The sequence below is a fragment of the Streptomyces sp. STR69 genome (assembly GCF_024519455.1).
GTDB lineage: Bacteria > Actinomycetota > Actinomycetes > Streptomycetales > Streptomycetaceae > Streptomyces.
Genome location: NZ_JALJRY010000013.1, coordinates 69,145 through 88,713, shown reverse-complemented (window position 1 = coordinate 88,713; position 19,569 = coordinate 69,145). Strand labels below are relative to the sequence as shown.

General features: G+C 72.5%; 8 protein-coding genes. 3 read left to right on the top strand and 5 right to left on the bottom strand.

Annotated elements, in window-relative coordinates:
* Nucleotides 1–143 precede the first annotated feature (143 nt).
* From OC490_RS24480 to OC490_RS24470, 3 genes are all read left to right on the top strand, one after another.
* Nucleotides 144–4,208: a beta-galactosidase gene (locus tag OC490_RS24480; RefSeq protein WP_262060134.1), complete on the top strand. Its 4,065-nt coding sequence runs from the start codon at nucleotides 144–146 to the stop codon at nucleotides 4,206–4,208.
* Between the two features lie 160 nt (nucleotides 4,209–4,368).
* On the top strand, nucleotides 4,369–5,160 hold the full coding sequence (locus OC490_RS24475) for a hypothetical protein (protein WP_262060133.1): 792 nt from the start codon (nucleotides 4,369–4,371) through the stop codon (nucleotides 5,158–5,160).
* 157 nt (nucleotides 5,161–5,317) lie between these two features.
* Nucleotides 5,318–6,886 (top strand): MFS transporter, encoded by a 1,569-nt coding sequence (locus OC490_RS24470; RefSeq protein ID WP_262060132.1) that lies wholly within the window; start codon nucleotides 5,318–5,320, stop codon nucleotides 6,884–6,886.
* Nucleotides 6,887–6,911: 25 nt separating this feature from the next.
* On the opposite strand, the gene OC490_RS24465 is transcribed toward OC490_RS24470, so the two are convergent.
* The 5 genes from OC490_RS24465 to OC490_RS24445 all read right to left on the bottom strand — a co-directional run bounded on the left by OC490_RS24465 (nucleotide 6,912) and on the right by OC490_RS24445 (nucleotide 19,326).
* A complete protein-coding gene (locus OC490_RS24465; RefSeq protein ID WP_262060131.1) occupies nucleotides 6,912–8,801 on the bottom strand; it encodes a hypothetical protein in 1,890 nt (629 codons plus the stop codon).
* Nucleotides 8,798–12,325: a vWA domain-containing protein gene (locus OC490_RS24460; protein WP_262060130.1), complete on the bottom strand. Its 3,528-nt coding sequence runs from the start codon at nucleotides 12,323–12,325 to the stop codon at nucleotides 8,798–8,800. The genes OC490_RS24465 and OC490_RS24460 overlap by 4 nt, the downstream gene beginning before the upstream one ends.
* The gene (locus OC490_RS24455) at nucleotides 12,322–13,482 is read right to left on the bottom strand and encodes an ATP-binding protein (protein ID WP_262060129.1); all 1,161 of its coding nucleotides are present in this window, start codon (nucleotides 13,480–13,482) and stop codon (nucleotides 12,322–12,324) included. The genes OC490_RS24460 and OC490_RS24455 overlap by 4 nt, the downstream gene beginning before the upstream one ends.
* Before the next feature lie 79 nt (nucleotides 13,483–13,561).
* Nucleotides 13,562–18,463, bottom strand: a complete 4,902-nt coding sequence (locus OC490_RS24450) for a DNA-binding protein (protein WP_262060128.1) — start codon at nucleotides 18,461–18,463, stop codon at nucleotides 13,562–13,564.
* Nucleotides 18,460–19,326, bottom strand: a complete 867-nt coding sequence (locus tag OC490_RS24445; RefSeq protein ID WP_262060127.1) for a DUF4132 domain-containing protein — start codon at nucleotides 19,324–19,326, stop codon at nucleotides 18,460–18,462. Before OC490_RS24445 ends, OC490_RS24450 begins: the two co-directional genes overlap by 4 nt.
* Between the last annotated feature and the right edge of the window lie 243 nt (nucleotides 19,327–19,569).

Sequence of the window (19,569 nt, the reverse complement as noted above, 5' to 3'; positions counted from 1 at the left end):
GTCTGTTTGATGTTGTTCGCCCAGTCGGTCTGGAGGCCGCCGTGCGGGGTAGTCGGAACGGTTCAGAGGGTGCGAGACCCGGTCGACGCCGGTGGTGGAGGGCCGTCCTCGCGGCGACCGCGACCATCGCCCTCGCGGCGGGCATGACCGCGCCGGCCACGGCGGCGGCGCAGGACGTCGGCGAGCAGACGCCCACCGTCAGTCCGCAGGCGCACACCGTGACCCTCGACGGCTACTCGTTCCTCGTCGACGGCAAACGCACCTACCTGTGGTCGGGCGAGTTCCACTACTTCCGGCTCCCGAGCCAGGACCTGTGGCGCGACATCTTCCAGAAGATGAAGGCCGCCGGCTTCAACTCGACCTCCCTGTACTTCGACTGGGGCTACCACTCGTCCAAGCCGGGCGTGTACGACTTCACCGGCGTGCGGGACGTCGACAAGCTCCTCGACATGGCCCAGGAGGCCGGCCTCTACGTCATCGCCCGCCCGGCGCCGTACATCAACGCCGAGGTCGACGGCGGCGGACTGCCCGGCTGGCTGACCACCAAGGCCGGGAACAACCGCAGCGACGACCCGCAGTTCCTCAAGTACGCGGACGAATGGCTGACGCAGATCGACCGGATCATCGCCCGCCACCAACTGACCAACGGCACCGGCTCGGTGATCGCCTATCAGGTCGAGAACGAGTACTACAACGGCTCGGCCGCCGGCCGCTCCTACATGCAGCACCTGGAGGACAAGGCCCGCGCCGACGGCATCACGGTCCCGCTGACCGGCAACAACAACGGCACCTTCAACTCCGGTACCGGCGCCCTGGACGTCGACGGCCCGGACTCCTACCCGCAGGGCTTCGACTGCTCCAACCCCGCGAAGTGGAACGGCGTCCCCGACATCAGCTACGACCACCCGGCCGGAAAACCGCTGTACTCACCGGAGTTCCAGGGTGGCGCCTTCGACCCCTGGGGCGGACCCGGCTACGACAAGTGCGCCCAGCTCATCAACGACCAGTTCGCCAACGTCTTCTACAAGCAGAACATCGCCGTCGGCGCGACCGCGCAGAGCTTCTACATGACCTACGGCGGCACCAACTGGGGCTGGCTGGGCATGCCCCAGAACTACACGTCGTACGACTACGGGGCCGCGATCCGCGAGACCCGCCAACTCGACCCGAAGTACTACGAGGACAAGCTCATCGGGTACTTCACGCAGTCGGTCGCCCCGCTGACGAAGACCGAGGCGATCAGGGCCACACCGCCGGACGACTCCGCGGTCGTCGACACCGCCCGGATGAACCCCGACACCCGGACGCAGTTCCACGTCCTGCGGCACGGCAACTCCACCTCCACAGCCGTGGACAAGACCCACATCTCCCTGGACTTCAACGCCCAGCCGACCAACGACACCACCTACACCTGGGACGACCCCGACTCCGCGCTGCAGTACGCCGGTTCGTGGTCCCACGTGGCCAACACGAGCTACACCGGCGGCGATTACAAACACACGGAGTCGTTCTCCAACAAGGCCGGTGACTCGCTCACCGTCCCCTTCGACGGCACCGCGATCCGCTGGATCGGCTCGAAGACCAACAACCACGGCAACGCCGACGTCTACCTCGACGGCACCAAGGTGGCGACGGTCGACGACTCCGGCAGCGAGAGCCAGGCGGTGCTCTTCCAGAAGACCGGCCTGGCACCCGGCGCGCACACACTGAAGATCGTCGTCGCCGGGAACCACAGCTCGGGATCCACCGACAACTACGTGGCCGTCGACGCCATCGACGTGCCCACGGCCGCCACTACGGAGGCGACCTACCCGGTGGTGCCGCAGCAGCCCGGCACCGCGATCACCCTCGACGGACGCGACTCCCACGTGATCGTGGCCAACTACCGCCTCGGGGATGCCCAGTTGCAGTACTCGACCTCCGAGATCATGACCAGTGCGACCATCGGGGACCGGGACGTCGCCGTGCTCTACGGCGACCAGGACAGCGACGGCGAGACGGTCCTCCGCTACGCCACTGAGCCCACCGTCACCGCCAACGGCGGGACGGTCACGACCAGTTGGGACCCGTCCACCGGTGACCTGCGGCTGAACTACACGCACAAGGGCCTGATCCGCATCAGCATCAGCGGCGACGGAAAGCGCCCGCTGCTCCTGCTCGTCGGCGACAAGGCCACGGCGGAGACCTTCTGGCGTCAGGACACGGCGAGCGGCCCGGTGCTCGTGCGCGGCACCCACCTGCTGCGGACGGCGACCAGCCTGCACGGCGGCCACACCGTCGCGCTCACCGGCGACAACGCCGACGACAAGAACATCGAGGTGTTCACCTCCGCCGCCCAAGTCACCTGGAACGGCAGGGCGTTGACCACCCACGCCGCCGACACGGGCAGCCGCACCGGAAAGATCCCGGTGGCCGCCCCCGTACACCTGCCGACCCTCACCAACTGGAAGCACGCCGAGGAGTCCCCCGAAGCGTCCACCGGATTCGACGACACCAGCTGGCAGGTTGCCGACAAGGCGACCACCAACAGCGTCTCCGGCGTCAACTCGCTACCGGTGCTCTACGCGGACGACTACGGCTTCCACACCGGCAACACCTGGTACCGGGGCCGCTTCCGCGCCACCGGCAAGGAGACCGGCATCCACCTGGTCTCGGACTCGGGAGGAGACGCGCAGGCGTTCTCCGTCTGGCTCAACGGGACCTTCCTGGGCAGCTCCACCACGGGCGGCGGTGACTTCACCTTCCCGGCGGGTTCGGTGAAGTCCACGGGCGACAACGTCATCTCCGTGCTCACCGTCAACATGGGACACGAGGAGGACTACAACTCCACCAACGGCAACAAGGCCGCACGCGGCCTGACCAGCGCCTCCCTCGTCGGCGCGCCACTGACGTCCGTCACCTGGCGCCTCCAGGGCGTACGAGGCGGCGAGGACCTCCAGGACACCGTGCGCGGTCCGCTGTCGACGGGCGGCCTCTACGGCGAGCGGGCCGGCTGGTCCCTGCCGGGCTACCCGGACGGCAAGTGGAACCGCGTCTCCCTCCCGACGGCCGACACGACACCCGGGGTCTCCTGGTACCGCAACGACGTCACCCTGGACCTGCCGCACGGTCAGGACACCTCGCTCGGGCTCACGTTCACGGACGACCCGGCACGCAAGTACCGGGCCACGATCTTCGTGAACGGCTGGCAGGTCGGCAACTACGTCAACTACCTCGGCCCACAGCACACCTTCCCGGTCCCCAACGGGATCCTGAACCCGAACGGCCACAACAGCATCGCCATCGCCGTGTGGAACCTCGACGGCAGCACCGGCGGCCTCGGCCAGGTCTCACTGACCGACTACGGCAGCTACGCCTCCTCCCTGCGCGTCGCACAGAACGACAGCCCGCGCTACGACCCCCGGACCTACGCGATGCCGAAGCGTCCGGGCGCGGATGTCACCCTCGACGTGCCGGACACCGCCCAGCCGGGACAGGCCTTCACCGCCACGACGACGGTCCGGGTACCGAAGGACGGACAGTCCGCCTCCGCACTGACGGCGTCGCTCTCGGCGCCCGACGGCTGGAGCGCGAGTGCCACGAGCCCCCTGTCGGTGAAGCGCCTGCGGCCCGGCACGTCGGCCACCTTCACCTGGCAGGTCCGGCCCCCGGCCGGAACGCTGCCGTCCGCCTCGGCACTCACCGCCACGGTGACCTACCGGCAGAGCGGACGGCAGGCCGTCGGCGACGACGAGCGCATCGTCCGCGGGATCCCGCCGGCTCCGCCCGCCGGACAGAGCGACGTGAGCGGTCTGCCGTTCCTGTCGTCCACCAACGGATGGGGCCCGGTGGAACGCGACACCAGCGTCGGCGAACAGGCGGCCGGTGACGGCCGTCCGATCACCATCGCGGGCGTCGGCTACGCCAAGGGCCTGGGCACCAACTCCGTGAGTGACGTCGAGCTGTACCTCGCCGGACAGTGCTCGCGGTTGACGGCGTACGTCGGCGTCGACGACGAGACGAACGGTGCGGGCACGGTGACGTTCTCCGTGATCGCCGATGGCAGGACCCTCGTCACCACCCCGACGATCCGCGGCAAACAGGCCGCGGTGCCGATCGACGTCGACATCAGCGGCGCCCAGGTGCTCGACCTCAAGGTCGGCGACGCGGGGGACGGCAACGGCAACGACCACGGCGACTGGGGGACACCCACGCTGACGTGTGACTGATCGGGCGCAGGACCCGGATCGTCTCCCTGCGGACGGATGCGGCACCGGTTTCAGGAACAGGGCAACCAGGAGCGTTCTTCACGGGTCTAGCGACCGATGACACTCCATCAGGTCCGTCGCGCGGGGAGGCGGCGGACCCAGCGTCCCGAGGGGGGACTCCATGCGCATCCGCCCGGCCGTCGCCGTCACTTTCCTGACGGCCACCCTTTCCGCATCGATGCTTCCGGCCACCGCCCAGGCGGCCGACCGGAGCGCCGCCGACGACACCACGTTCTCGAACGTCGTGGTCAACGGAGGCAAGGACATCGTGCTCGGCCCGACCACCAGAACGACGGTCACGATCACGTGGACGGCCCACGACCCGGAGGGGGTCGCCACGTCCTGGGCCTATCTGTGGCACGGGCCCAACACGGACGACGCCGACGGCGCCCTGCCGCTGTACCCGCCGACGGGAACATGCGCGGTGTCGCCGGCGGACCCGACCACCTCCACATGCAAGGTGAGCCTCGCTGTGGACGCCGCGCGGGACTTCGACCACAACGGCCTCGCCGGAGCCTGGAAGGTGCTCGCCGGGGCGCAGGACACCAAGGACGAATGGACGGAGATCGACGTCGCCGGCACGGCGAACTTCAAGCGGTACGCCAAGGTGACGGTCAACGCCTCGCCCGAGCCGGTGAAGAAGGGCAGGACGATCACCGTCACCGGGAAGCTGACCCGCGCCAACTGGGAGAGCGGCACCTACACGGGCTACCAGGGACGGCCGGTCCAACTGCAGTTCCGTAAGAAGGGCAGCTCCGTCTACACCACGCTGAAGACCGTCACCAGCGGCGTCGGCGGCACGCTGAAGACCACGACCAAGGCCAGGACCGACGGCTACTTCCGGTTCGTCTTCACCGGCACCCCCACCACCGGCCCGTCCACGGCCGCAGGCGACTTCGTCGACGTCCGGTGACGATCGGCGCCCGCGCCCGCCTGTCGGCGCGGTAGTCCGGGGCCGGTCCGGCGTCCGTCCGGGGTGGACGCCGGCCCGGCCGACGGATGCGGAAATCGCGCCCGCAGGTGACGATGAGCGTCAGCGAGGGGAGTGGAGACACCCGAAAGGCCACCGCATGTCCGGAACCGGAACCTCGTCCTCGTCCGGGCGGCTGACGCTGGCCGCGATGATCTTCGCGGTGGCGATGACGTTCATCGACCAGACGATCGTGTCCATCGCCGCACCGAACATCCAGGCCGAGCTGGGGCTGTCGAACACCGGCGTGCAGTGGGCGATCAACTCCTACCTGCTGGCCATGGCCGCCCTGTTCGCCTTCGGGGGACGGCTGGCCGACACCGTCGGGCACCGGCGCATGGTCGTCCTCGGGGTGGTCGTCTTCGCCGTGGCCTCCGCACTGTGCGGACTGACCCCCGAGGGCGGCGCGGCCGAAGGATGGCTGATCGCGTTCCGGGCCCTCCAGGGAGCCGGCGGAGCGATCATGTACCCGGCGGCCCTGGCCATCGTGGTCGACTCCTACGCGCTGCAGGAACGCGGCAAGGCGCTCGCCCTCTTCTTCGGCATCGCGGGCGGACTCACCGCGGTCGGACCGATCCTCGGCGGCTGGCTGACCCAATGGACCTGGCGGGCCATCTTCTGGGTCAACATCCCCGTCGCCGTCGTGGCACTCGTACTCATCGCGATGGCGCGCCCGCACACCCCGAACCGGCCGGCCCCGATGGACTACCGCGGACTGGCACTCATCGTGGCCGGCGTGGGCCTGAGCATCTTCGGCTTCCAGCAGTCCTATCTGTGGGGCTGGCACTCCGCGGCGACCTGGCTGTGCATCGTCGTGGGCCTGCTGCTGCTCGTGGTCTTCGTCCTCGTCGAGCGGCGAACGACCCATCCGCTGCTGGACGTCGACCTCTTCCGCGACCGGGCCTTCACCGTGCAGAACATCGTCCTGGGCGTGGCCATGGCCGCCTTCGTGCCGGTGTTCTTCTTCACCAGCGTCTACGCGGAGGTCGCCCTCGGGAAGAAGGCCTCCGACGCCGGCCTCGACCTGCTCTACTTCTTCCTCGGCTTCGTGGTGGCCGCCCAGGTCGGCGGACGGATGCTCGACCGGATCGGCGCCAAACGGCCCGTCGTGCTGGGCTGCGCACTGGCCTGCGTCGGCTTCTTCCTCTGGGCGGGCCGGGTGACTGACCTCAGCGAGAGCCGCATCGTGTGGTGCATCGTCCTCGCGGGCGCGGGAATGGGGCTGATGCTGGGACAGGCCAACACCGACGCGGTCAACCGGGTGCCCCAGCGCTCCTACGGCGAGGCGACCGGCGTCACACAGACCGTGCGCAACTACGGCTCCAGCCTGGGCCTGGCCGTCCTCGGCACGATCTTCGCCTCCGTGCTGCAGTCACGGATCACCCAGTCCCTGACCGCACAGGGCATGGACCACGAGGCGGCGAGCCGGGAGGCCGAGTCGATCTCCCGGCTGAGTTCGGGACAAGGCGGTGGAAGCACCGAGTCCATTCCGCACTTCGTCCGGCTGGGCGTGGCCGAGGCCACCCGCTCGGTTCTCCTCGGCATGGGCGTGATCATGGCCGCCGCCTTCGTCGTCGCCCTGCTCGGCCTGCGCCGCGGAGTCCAACAGGAACTGCCCCCGGACAAGCGGGAGTTGAGGGCGACCCCGGCAGCGGGAAAGGGAGACTGAACGCCCAGGGGATCGGTCCGACCGGTCAGCTCGCGTCCGGCGGCTCCCAGGTCGCGCGGACCAGCGCCCGTTCGGTGTCGGCCAGGTAGACGGCCGCGGCGAGCCAGGCACGCGCGTACCCGTCCGGGTCGGCTTCCTCGGTACGGCCGAACACATCGCGCCCACGCCGATCCGCCTCCGCGGCGAGGGCGTGCGACAGGTCGGCGGCCGTCCGGAAACCGGCCCGCCGCAGCGCTACGACGGCCCCGCCCCGGTCGCCGTCACGCGCGGGCTCGGCTGCGGCCCTGCGTCCGCCGGACACGGCGACTTCGACCATTCGCCGTAGCCGCCACAACGGCGCCTCGGCCACCGGGTCGGACGGGACGTGGGGGAGCCCGGCCGTTTCCGGGAGAGCGTCGACGGGTGGCAGATGGATGCCCTCGATGCGGTCGTAGCCCAGATCGGCGTGGCCCAGCCACTCCGCGGGCAGCCGCAACGTCGCCGTACTCGCGTCCGGTTCCGGTAGGGGGCCGACTGCGAGCGGCCGTAGCGTGGCGGCGTGATCGGGGTCGAGGCGGCCGACGACGCGCAGCCGCAGCCCGGGGCGGGAGGCCAGGCGGCGAAGGTTCGCGGTGTGGGCGAGGTCGGGGTGACCGTTGGACGGCAGGAGGCGGATCAGCAGACCGTCCGAGTCCGCCCGGCCGGGGGCCAACTCCTGGGCGAGCACCTGCTGGTCGACCACTCCGACGATGACCAGATCACAGCCGATCAGCTCACCGGCCGTCCGCTCGGCGCCCTCCGGATCGCTCACCGGAGCGTTCCCGAGCCTGGCGGCGACGGCCTCGGCGAGCGGCCGGGCGAACAGGGCGGCCAACGGGCCCGAGGTCCAGGACCGGCCGGCGACCGGCGTCGCCCGGACTCCCTTGCCGGCACCGAGACGACCGTCCGAGGACAGCGTCGCCCCCGAGATCAGCAGCCCGCCTCGGGAGAGCCCGGCATGGTCGACGCTGCCCGAACCGAGCGCGACCGTGGCCGTGGCGGCTCCGCGCGCACGGGCTGGACCCCCCGGTTTCACGTCCGCGACGGTGAACCAGCGCCCGTCGTCGGAGATGACATGGGTGACCACCCCGCCGTAACCGGTGGCGGAGATCACCGGCTCCCGGCACACCCCGTGCACGCGCAGCGCGCCCTCCGGCCGGTAGGCGCGGCGGGCGGTTCCGACCAGCGCCGGGGCCGGATCCGCCGCCGCCAACAGGCCTGTGGTCAGCAGGAGTTCACGCAGATCGGCGACCAGGTCGGCCAGTCGGTGGCCGTCGTGGCGCGATCGGGCGCCCCGCAGGCCGCGGACCACCCGCAGCGCCGCCGCCTCCGCGCGGTGCAGCCCGGCCAGGCGCGCCGTGTGCGAGGCCCGCAGCACCTCCGCCTGCGCCACCGCGCCCGCGGCGGGCACCCCGGCGGCCAGAACAGCAGCCGCGGCGTCCCACAGCGAGCGTGCCGCGGTCGACTGCGCGTCCGTGGGGCCCGTTTGCGGCGGTGGTGCGGCGGTGTCCGGTCCGGGCACGCCGACGACGGATTGGACGGTGCTGTGCGTCGGCGATTCGGCCTCCGCAGCGGTGCCGACCTCTTGGGCTACGGCTGTCTCCGCGTCCGCCACCGGACACGCGCCGAGCACAGCGGCGAGGTGCAGGCACCTAGGGGCCAGCAGACAACTGCACACGGCCTCCCCTGCGTCCGCGACCGCCCCGGAAGGACCCGGAGTGAGGACGACCTCCGCGTCCTCACCGCACCGCACACGCCGCACGGCGCCCTCGACGACGACGGGTGCGGCCACATACGTCTCGATCGCGGCGTCCAGCTTCTTGCGCAGTCGGGAGGTCAGGGCCTCCACGGCGGCAGCGGCCACCTCGGGCGCCACCGGGGGCAGTTCGGGGTTCATCGGGACTCTCCGCGGAGGCGTTCGCCCACCCAGCGGGCGAGGGCGAGGGGACTGAGGGCGGCGACGGGCATTCCGGCCGCGACGAGTTGTCGGGCCACCGGCACGGAGTAGCGCGGGGTGCCGTGGTCGTCCAGAGCGGCGCAGCCCATCAGATGCACCCCGGAACTCGCGAGCGCCCGTACCTCGCCCAGGAGTCCGCCCAGCGGGTAGCCCTCCTCGAAGTCACTCACCACCACGACGAGGGTCCGGCTGGGTACGGTCACCAGGGAGCGGGCGTGGGCCAGACCGGCCGCGATGTGGGTGCCGCCGCCCACACGCACCTCCAACAGCAGGGACAACGGGTCCTCGACCTTGTCCGTCAGGTCGATCACGTCCGTCGAGAACGCCAGGAAGTGTGTGCTGAGCGTGGGCACTCCGCCCAGCACGGCCGCGGTCAGCGCCGCCCAGATCACGGAGGCCTCCATCGACCCGGACACGTCGACCACCAGGATCAGCCGCCAGTCCGCCTCCTTGCGCGAACGGGTGCTGAACACCGGCCGTTCCGGTACGACCAGGGTGCTGCCGTCGGCCCTCCTGCGAGCGTGGGCCAGGTTCGCCCGCAGCGTGCGCGGCAGGTCGATCCGGCCGCCCGGACGGCGGGTCGGGCGAGGCGTGGCCAGTCCGGACAGTGCGGGCCGCAGCCGGGTGGCCAGCTCCTTGGCCAGTTCGTCGACCAGCCGGCGCACCAGCGGTCGCAGCCGGGCCAGCTGTTGCTCGGGCATCCCGCCGGCCAGCGACAGCACGGATGACAGCAGGTCGACCGAGGGACGTACGGACGTGGGGTCGAGCTCGGCCAGTACGTCGCTACGACCCTGATCGGCGGCGCCGGCGAGAACCTCCTCGCGAACCTCCGCGCCGAACAGCACCTGGAGTTCCTCGGCCCACTCACGCGCGGACGGGAAGGAGGCGTCCTGCCCGCCACCGGGACCGCTGTCCCGGCCCAGGTCCGAGGAGCCCTCGCCGCGTCCCCTGCCGTACAGCTCGTCGAGCGCGTGCGCGTAACGGCGGGCGCCCGCAGGCAACTTGTCGTTCTCCCTGCCGAGGAGCAGCCGCCACCGGTCCGTCGGTGTGAGACGGAGTACGTCATTGATCGACGGATCCGGTACGGGCGCGGGACGTGTGACGGCGGTCCCGGGGTCCGGCGCATCGGCGGTTCGAGGCGTCGGGGGTGTCATCCGCAGCGCCTCCACCGCCGTACGGCCGGCCTCGTCCGCCGCCGCCCACAGGGCCAGCAGACGCGGGGAGGCGGAAAGCGTCAGGTCGAGGCGATCACCCAGCCTCTCCGTGACCGTGTGCAGAAGACGGTCGCGGCCCGCCGGGCTGAGGGTGTCGAAGCCTCCGCGCAGCGCGGGCAGTCGGTCCAGGAACGCCTGGTCGCCGAGCGAGTCGACCCGGTCGAGGAGTGGGTCGAGCGCGGTCGGCGCCGACTGGAGCAGGGATGCGGCACCGGTCAGCAGTCCGGCGAGTCTGCGGGCCAGTGCGTGCCGTGCGTCGGGGCCGGTGGCGGTGTCGATCCAGCCGGCGGCCCGTGCGCCGAGAGCGTCGGCGTCGTCCAGGTCGAGCAGGACCCGGCAGGCGAGAGCGGCTCCCTGGACGAGGGGCGAGCCGGTGTGCGCGAGACCGCCCAGGGCTTCGTCCATGCGCAGTCCGAGGCGATGGTCGGCGGCGCGCGTGGCGAGGGCGACGAGCGCGGCGGCCTCCTCCGGGTCGTCGCTGCCCGCCAGACCCGGCAGGGACCGTACCGCCGACTCCAGTAGGTCGGCGGCGAGCAGGCCGGCAGCCTGTTGGGTCTCGGGCGTGGTGCCGGGGAGATGGCCCCGGCGCAGCGCCTCCAACAGGTCGAGTCCGGTGAGGAGTTCGGGGAGCGTCGCGGAGGCGGGCAGCACTTCGGCGGCCTCGGTCAGCCGCTGGGCGACCAGGACAGGCAGGTCGCAGCGGGCGGCGTCCCGAAGTCCCGTCAGGACGAGGCCACTTGTGGGGCCGCCCTCCGCCGACTCCCGGCGGAAGGTCTCCCGCAGCGTTCCTTCTGCCGCCAGCGCGGCGGTGACGCCCCGCACCCCGGCCAGGTCCAGCCGCACGGGCACGGACGGCACCCACGCCAGCCGCCATCGGGTGGAGAGCGCGGCGGCGTCGCCGGTACCGGTCACCTCCACGGGTTCGCCGTATCCCACCCCGCACACGTCGAGCCGCCTGAGCAGGATCTCGCGCCGGTTGTCGAGGGCCGAACGGAGCGGGTCCAGGCGCAGTTCGCGCGAAGCGGGGTCGTCCGGACCGGGCAGTCGCAGGGCGGCGAGTTCGGACTCGACGGAAGGGGCGAGCCCGGAGCGCGGCGTGCCCGGCGCGACCCGGCCGCGGTCGGTGCCCACCAGGACCACTTCCAGGGCCCGCGCGAGAGCACGGCCCCGGCCGAGCGGCTCACCCTGCCCCATCACGGACGTGAGCGCCTCAAGGACCTCGCCCCGACCTGGCGCCGGGAGCCCGCGCACCCTCGCAAGATCGCAGGCCACGCGCAGCGTCTCGCGGGCCTCGCCGGTCCCCGCGGTGTGCCCGGCCGCGCGCAACTCACGGCACACTCCCGTGATGGCCCGGGCGGCGGCGTCGTACAGCAGCTCGGGATCGCCCGCCGCGCCGAACACCGCCTGCTGCCAGCGCGGGTCGCGGATCCCGGCCGGATAGCCGGACCGTGAGTCCAGCAGATCGAACGCGTACGGGACCAGGGAGGTGACGACGGAGGACGGCTCCGTCGGGAGCGCCGAGCCGGCCGACGCCTGCTCCGGTCCGTCGGCCCCGTGAGCGAGGGCCGGTGCGTGGAAGGCGCCGATCACCGCTGCGACGCGGCGTCCGCCGGTCGCCGCGAGGGCGATCGTCTCCCGCATATGGGCCTCGCGCGCCAGGTCCACCGGGGGCACACCGCCGTTCGACTCGGCGTCCTGGCGCAGCGCCCAGCCGACGCCCAGGGCGGCCCGGCGGAGCGACTCGGGGGCGCAGCCGGGGGCGCGGACCTCCACACTGCGGTCCCACAGGTCGTCCCCGTCACGGCCGGTCCCGGCCGCGGTGAGCGCCTGCGCGAAGGAGGTGGGCGCCTGCCGGCCGGCCGCCTCGGTGCACTCGGGCACCTCCGCGTGCCAGCGCGCGTCGGCCATCGGCAGGTCGCAGCAGACGACCTCAACTCCCCGCTCCCGCGCCCAGCGGACCGCGGCGAGTTCGGGCGAGAAGTCGGCGAACGGGTAGAAGCCGAGCCGTCCGTCCGCACCGGCACCCGCGAGCGCGACCGGCGCCAGTGTGCCGGGTGCGCCGAGATGGGTCAGCCACGGCTGGAAGTCCACCGGCAGCTCCACGCACACCACCTCGGCACCTGCCGCGTTCAGCAGCGCGGGCACGGCGGCGGCGAGCGCCGGGCTGTGGTGCCGTACGCCCAACAGGTACGGCACCACCGAGTCGGCCAGGGTGTCGAGCGCGACCCTGGGATCCTGAGCGATCGTCACCGAAGGTTCTCCCGCAGGTCCCAGAGGCGGCGCCAGGTCGCCGAACCGTCCTCGGCGCGGCGGCGCACCGGACCGTCCCAGTAGCCCAACAGGCGTGCGTGGTCGGTCGGATCGTCCTTGCGGACCACGCCCAGGAGATGGCCGGGCACCAGGTCGAGGGGGTCCCCGGCGGGCAGGTAGGCGGTGGCCACCCCGAGGGACACGGCGACCTGCACCGCCTCCGCGGTGGACATCACCGTGCCGGGGCGCTCCACGTCCCAGCCCTCGGCCGAACGCCCGGCCCGCAGATCACGGAAGACGGTCACCAGGACGTCGAGCACCGCGTCGTCGACGTCGAAGGCAGCGCCCGCCCGCTCGACGGCCGCGACGGCCTGTCGTTTCACGAGCGCGGTCTCGGCGTCGACGTCCGCGATCGGGTGCACCGTCTCGAAGTTGAAGCGGCGCTTGAGCGCGGCGGACATCTCCGAGACACCGCGGTCGCGCAGGTTCGCGGTGGCGATGACGGTGAAGCCGGGAGCGGCGGCGACCTGCGCGTCGTCCGTGCCGGACAGCTCGGGCACACTCATCCGCCGGTCGGAGAGGATCGACACCAGCGCGTCCTGCACCTCGGGCAGACAGCGGGTGATCTCCTCGACGCGCGCCACCCGCCCGGAGCGCATCGCGCCGAGCACGGGCGAGTCCACCAGCGCCTGGGGAGTGGGGCCCTGGGCGAGGAGGAGAGCGTAGTTCCAGCCGTAGCGCAGGGCGTCCTCGGTGGTGCCCGCAGTGCCCTGCACGGTCAGCGCGCTGGTGCCGCAGACGGCCGCCGCCAGCAGTTCCGAGAGCATCGACTTGGCCGTGCCGGGCTCACCGACCAGCAGCAGTCCGCGCTCTCCCGCGAGCGTGACCACGCACCGCTCCACCAGGGCGCGTTCACCAACGAACTTGGGGGCTATGACGAGTTCGCGGGGCAGTGTCTCGTGGGGCTTGGCGAGCTTGAGCGGTCCGCCGGCGCTGCCGCACACGAAGGTGATGACGGAGCGGGGCGTCAGCAGCCACCCGGGCGGGCGGGGCCCCTCGTCGTGGGCGGCGAGGAAGGCGAGTTCGGTGGCGTGGCGCTCTTCGGCGGGCAGCGTCTGCCGGTCGGGCAGAGTCGTCGCCGTGTCGGTCGGGGTCATGAATGTCCTTGCTGCGTAGGTCTGTTGGTCGTTGATGAGGGGGCGCCGGTGATGTCCGGCACCCCCGGTACGGCGTCCGTCAGCGGCGGCGGCCCCGGCGCACCTTCAGCTCCTCGAACCGGGGAGCGTCCCCCTCGCGGACCCGCTGCCAGGCTCTGCGGTACAGGTCCGCGGCCGGTTCGGTCGGCACGATCACGCCGAGCGGCGCCTGATCGCCGTCGACGAGGTCGAACAGCGGCAGTTTCCAACGCTCCAGGGGGACACGCGGGGACGGCTGTTCGGCCCAGCCGCCGGGCAGGAAGAGCGAGCGTCCGGCCCTGGTCCGGGTGGCCCCGACCACCATGTCCGTGGCGGCCAGCTCGGCGCGGGCCGCCTTGAGACGGACCGGCTTCCACCCCGTCCACCGGGCCGTCGTGCGGTCGGTCGGGTCGGGCATGGCGAGCAGCATCAGATACAGCGTGGCCGCGTCCTCGCCGAGGCCCTGCTCCTTGGCCACCTCGATGACCAGGTCGGGCACGGAGTGGCCCGGGTCCTGCGGCCACCAGGTGCCGTCCTTGTCGCACTCGCCCGCGATCGGCTCGCCGGGATCGGCGAGGAGCGCCGCGAGACGGGGGTCGCGGACCAGGCGCAGGGCGACCTCGGCCGGATACGGCTGGTCGTTGACGCGGGTCGCGGGCAGGTAGGGATCCTGACCGGCCTCGTCGAGGAGGTCGACCCGGATGCCCGGGGCCGGCTGGTCGTCCTGGGTGGCGAGGACGACGGCGCCGTAGCGCTCGAAGCCCGCACCGGTCTCGGTGGGAGTGCCCGCCGTCTTCCGGAACGCGGGGAGGCTGATGTACTGGCCGAGGTCGAGCATCAGCCCGGGGGCGGCGAGGCGTTGGCGCACGGCGGTGAGCGCGGGCGGCAGCGCGGCGCGCAGCGGGTCGCCGGCGGGCAGCCGGTGGGCGAGCCACGCGGCGAGGCCGACCGAGCCGACCAGGGTCTGCGCGGTGAACCCGGCCGTGTCGTCGCCGACCGGCCGCACCCGGTCGCCGATGACCTCCCAGCGCAGATCCCGGCTGAGCTCCGGGGCGCGGGCCGGGTCCAGCAGCGCGGGCAGGGCGTCCCGAACTCGCCACGGCGCGTGCTTGAATGCGCGGATGGCGTCGCTGAGCAGGTCCTCGGGTATGGCCGGACGCTTGCCGAGCCTGCTGTTCCACACCGCGGCGCCCGCCGCCACGTCCGGGCCCTCGGTCCACAGGCGCACCGGGTCGGCGGGCAGCAGCGCGGCCACGACCGCGGCACGGACGGCACCGTCGAGGGCGCGCAGTTCGTCCTTCGCGACCCCCGCGGGGGCCACCTTCACCCCGATGACGGTTCGGGCCTCGGTGGTGAGGAAGGTCCGCTGGTAGGCGTCGACTCCCGGCAGCCCGGCGACGACGAGCCGGGCCATGGTCTCGGTGACACCGGTCAGCCGGGCGAACTCCTCGGCGGCGTCCGGGAACCACGGTGCCGGACCGCGCTCGGCGAGCGCGCCGAGGAAGGCACCGAGCCCGCCCGGGTGCTCCTCCTCGCCGATCGGGTCACAGGCCAGGACCTTGTACGGCTCCGGAACGGCGAACCGTCCTGCCGGATCGTGGAACAGACCGGTGAAGTCGCAGCCGTCGTCGTCCGGCAACCCGTGTCCGGTCACCGCGACGAAGGCACCGTCCGCCAGCGGCAGCAGTCCGTTCCAGGAGCCCTGCCGCCAGACGCCGGGGGCCGACCGCAGCCGGTGCGCGTCCAGGTGCAGGGTGACCGTGCGCCAGCGGCCCGGAGCACCGGACTGCCCCAGCCCCAACCGCTGGAATCCGGCGAGCAGTTGCTGAAGTGCCTCGCGGTGCTCCTCGGGAGTGGTGCCGGCCGCCGCCCGGTAGGCGATGGCCGTCACCCGCCCGAGCAGGGCGTGCAACTCCACCTGCCCGACGGGCAGTTCGGGTCCGTCGAGATGGAGCCGGGCATCGTACGGTTCCGGTACGACCTCGGTGGCGTCGGCGGCACGGGCCAGCACCCGCAGGACGCGGAAGACCGTGTCGGCCTGGTCCTCGCGGTTCCACCAGTAGCCGTGTGCCGCGCCGAGACCGCTCGTCGCGTCGCGCAGCAGGCTGTCCGACGGACCGGCCGGACCCTCGTCCTCCAGGCCGCCTTCCAGGGCCAGGGTCAGTCGGGTCGCCGCCTCGTCCAGGACCGCCTGCTGGGCAGCCGCGTACCGCACGACCCCGGCGATACCCGCGAGCAGGGCGGGGTGGGTGACGGGCAGCAGCGCGCGGATCGCGCCGGGCAGCGCCTCCGGTTCCTTGTCGGTGGCGGCCGACAGCAGGGCGGCGGCGGTGTCCCGGTCGATGTGGCGCAGTCCCGTGGAGCCCGCCGGGTCGCGCGGGGTCAGGCACTCCCAGTACTGCACCGGCGGCAGCAGCAGGGAGCCCTCGCCGAAGACGCCCGCCGTACGGTCGGTCTTTCCCCAGGCGGTGACGACACCGTCCGCGTCGACCAGGTCGAGCTGCCAGCCGTTGTGCACGACGGCGGTGGGCCGCTCGGCGCCCGGGAACATCACCAGCGTGAACGGCCGGCCCGCGTCGGCGGGCAGCGTGAGGGTGTGTCCGGCGAGATCCTCGACACGCGTGGAGCCGTCGGGGAGTTCCAGCCTGCGCAGGCCCACAAGGCCGTCGACGGGCGCCGAGGCAGGGGCGGCGCCGGTCGTGGGGGAGGGCCGCAGCCGGCCCCCGGCGAAGGTGCTGCCCGCAGGGGCGTCGCGCAGCGCGTCGGCGAAGAAGGCGGGGCGGCTCATGCGTCCGCGCTCGTCGGTGGCCGGGTCGTACTCGTACCAGCCGTGCGCCTCCCGGTCCTCGGAATCCGCCTGCCAGACCCAGTAGGTGGAGCCGTCGAAGAGCAGCGGACGCTCCTCGGGCACGGTGGTGTCCCCGGCGTGGAGCACACCGCGGCCGGTGGCCCGGCCGCCGCCGGGCAGCGGCAGGGTGATGGGGAAGTTGCCCTTGTACCAGTCCATTTCGGTGCCACGGGTACCGCGCGGGCCTTCCAGTTTCTCGACCCGGTCGGCGCGGGTGTGCCAGTAGCCGCGCAGGCCGTCGTTGCGGCTGTTCCAGTAGACGAGGAGCTCGCCGTCGACGTGGTGGAAGCCGGGGTCGCCGTACCGGTCGTCCTTGGGGATGCGCAGGTCGTGGGTGAGGAGGGTGCCCTCGGCGCCGATCACCCGGGCCTGGGCCTCGCCGGCCACCACGAGGTGGGGCCAGGCGTCGGCGACGATCAGATCCTCCACCTGCTTCTTCGGGACGAGTTCCGCCGCCGCCTCCTCCCAGGCGGGCCAGCCGAGTTCGTCGAAGAGCCCGGCCCGCAGGGTGCGCGCCAGCACGGGGGCGAGGTCGGTGGCGACCGCCTCGCGCACGTCCGCCTCGGCCAGCGCCAGCGCCTCGGCGGGCAGCCACTTCAGGCGCGCCAGCGCGTCGGGCAGCTGGGGCAGACCGACCGCGGTGAACCGCTCGACGACCCTACGAACCCACTGGGCCAGCAGCGGACGGCAGCCGGGCGACTGCGCGAGCAGCCGGATGGCCCGCAGACCTGGCTCGTCGTCGCCGAACCGGTCCGCGCCCTTCAGGAATGCGCCGTGGAACCGGGCGTCGGCGCCCAGGCGCAGCAGGTCCCGGTGCCCGTCGCCCGACGCCCACTGCTCCAGCGGCAGTGCGTGGCCCCGTTCCGGAGCCGCCACGGGAATGTCCAGGGACAGCAGCAGGTCGATCAGATCGATGTCGTGGGTGACCTTCAACGCGCCGCCGGACGCGGCGAGTTCGGCCCGCAGCCGGTCCACCGCCCGCTCCACGAGCGGGTACAGCTGCGGCATCCGGGTCGAGCCGCGCCAGGACCGGGCCCGCTCGCGGAACGTCAGGAAGCGCTCCAGCCAGCCCGCCGTGCCGTCCCGGGGACGCTCCTCCTCGGGCAGGGCGGCGTCCCACAACCCCGCCGTTGCACCGGAGTCCTCCAGCACCTGGAGCCACAGCGCGGGCATCTCGTCGTCGGAGCCCGCGGGGAGCATGTCCAACAGGGTGCCGCGCACCCGCCGTTCCCGCGCGGCCAGTGCCACCAGCGCGGCACGGTGGCCCTTCCACCAGCCGGCCGCGGCACGCAGCGTGGCCGGCAGACCGAGCAGCTCGGACAGATAGTGCTGCTCGGCCAGGTCGGCGTCCTGCCCCGCGGCGCGGGCCAGCTTGCGCAGGTCACCCGCCATCTGCGCGGACGGCGGCAGACCGCCCGCGGTACGGCGCAGACACAGCCGCGTGAACCGCCGCAGCGCCTCCTGGGCCGGCACTCGGGCGCCCAACTCCTTGCCGTAGGCGGACAGCACCTTCACCGGCAGCGCGCCCGCCAGCGCGAACTCCAGGAACACCGCGTCGAGTCGGTCCTCCTCGATGACCAGCCCGTGTTCCGCCTCGGCCTTGCGGGCCCGGGTGAACAACTGGGCCGCGTAGGTGGCGTTCTCCTCGGCGAGGAACACCCGGCCCGCCTGCTCGTAGAAGGTCGGCAGGAAGTGCGGTACGGAGGCCGCCAGTCGCGCACCGAGTTCCACGTAGGCGTCCAGCGCGGCCTTGGGCCGGGACTTCGCCTGCCGGGCCGCCCGCTCCAGGTCCGGCACGACACCGAGCGCGTGGTGTCCGTCCTCGGGATGGTGCACCAGCACCCACTCCGGGAAGCCCAGCGACTGACGCAACCCCAGCCCCACGACGGCCGGTTCGGCGGCCTGCTCCAGGCCGAGGAAACCGGCGGCCAGGTCCTCCGCCGCGCCCAGTTCACCCGCGACCAGCCGCACCACCACCCGGTCGTCAAGACCCGGGTGCGTATAGGTGCGCGCCGTCAGCGGCACCGCCCGCTCACCGGCGCCCTCCGCGTCCGGCGGCAGCACCGCCCCCGCAGCGAGCATGTCCTCGTACGACACCTGCGTCCCCCCGCTCATGCGCTCTTGCCTTCCTCGATGTCACACCCGGCGTGCAGTGCCGCGGCCATGCGCATCCCCTCGGACCAGGCCACCGGGCCCACCTCCCGCAACGGGAGGGCACGGCCGTTCTGGTCCTGCCAGCTGAGGCCACCGGTCTCCACCGTGTCCTCCCAGTACGGCTCCCCGATCCACACGGAGGCCTCGACCGTGTGCCCGCCGTCGCGCACCCTGGCCGTGGCGTAGCCGCCGGAGACGCGGTAGCCCAGCGAACTGGCGCGCGCGGCGAGGGCGAAGCGCGAGCGGAACGAGCCGCCGGCGAACTCCCGTACCTCGGTGGCCTTGGGGGCGAGTTCGTCGGGGCGCTGCCAGGTCGCCCGGTGGATCTGCTCGACGCGCTGGACGATGCCCAGCTCGGCGGCGAACTCCCGGATGTCGTCGAGGTCCGGCAGCAGCACCGGGTGCGGCAGGGTCACCGTGCGCGGGGACAGCCGTACCGTCTCGCCGTCGAGGTTCACCACCCGCAGCTCGCCGTCCTCGGTGGTGCCTCGCAGGAAGCCGACCTCGTCGGGGTCGTCGCCGACTACGGCCAGGTCGCGCAGCGCCGACTGCCAGGCCTCGTCCGGCCACACCCGGACCAGCAGACCGGTCGGGACGGGCAGTGACGACACCATCCAGGAGTCGACCTGCGCGACGCACCCCGCAGCGTGCCGATCCAGCCATTCGGCGAACCGCCGCAGCCGGTCCACCTCCGGGTGGTCCTTGAGCGCGCGCGGCAGGGACTTCAACTGCCGCCCCGCAGACCGGCCCCCGGTGGCTCGCGCCGCCACCCGCCCCTCCACCAGGGCGACTTCATACCCGTCACCCGCCGACAGCCAACCCACTATGCCCCCGCCTCCACATCAACGCAGCCCGAAGAAAGCACAGTTCAGCCGGGACGTCCCGACATCTGTGCGACGACAAGTGGAACGTTAGCGGCGATCACTGACAATCGGCCGGGGAAGCTGTGGACGGGCTGAGACGAGACAGCGATTGAACCGGCGAACGCAGCGCGCGGCCATGCTCGTTCCACGTCCTCGCACAGGGCCGGCGGGCGGTTCGCCGGGCCACGAGTTCAGGCCAAACGC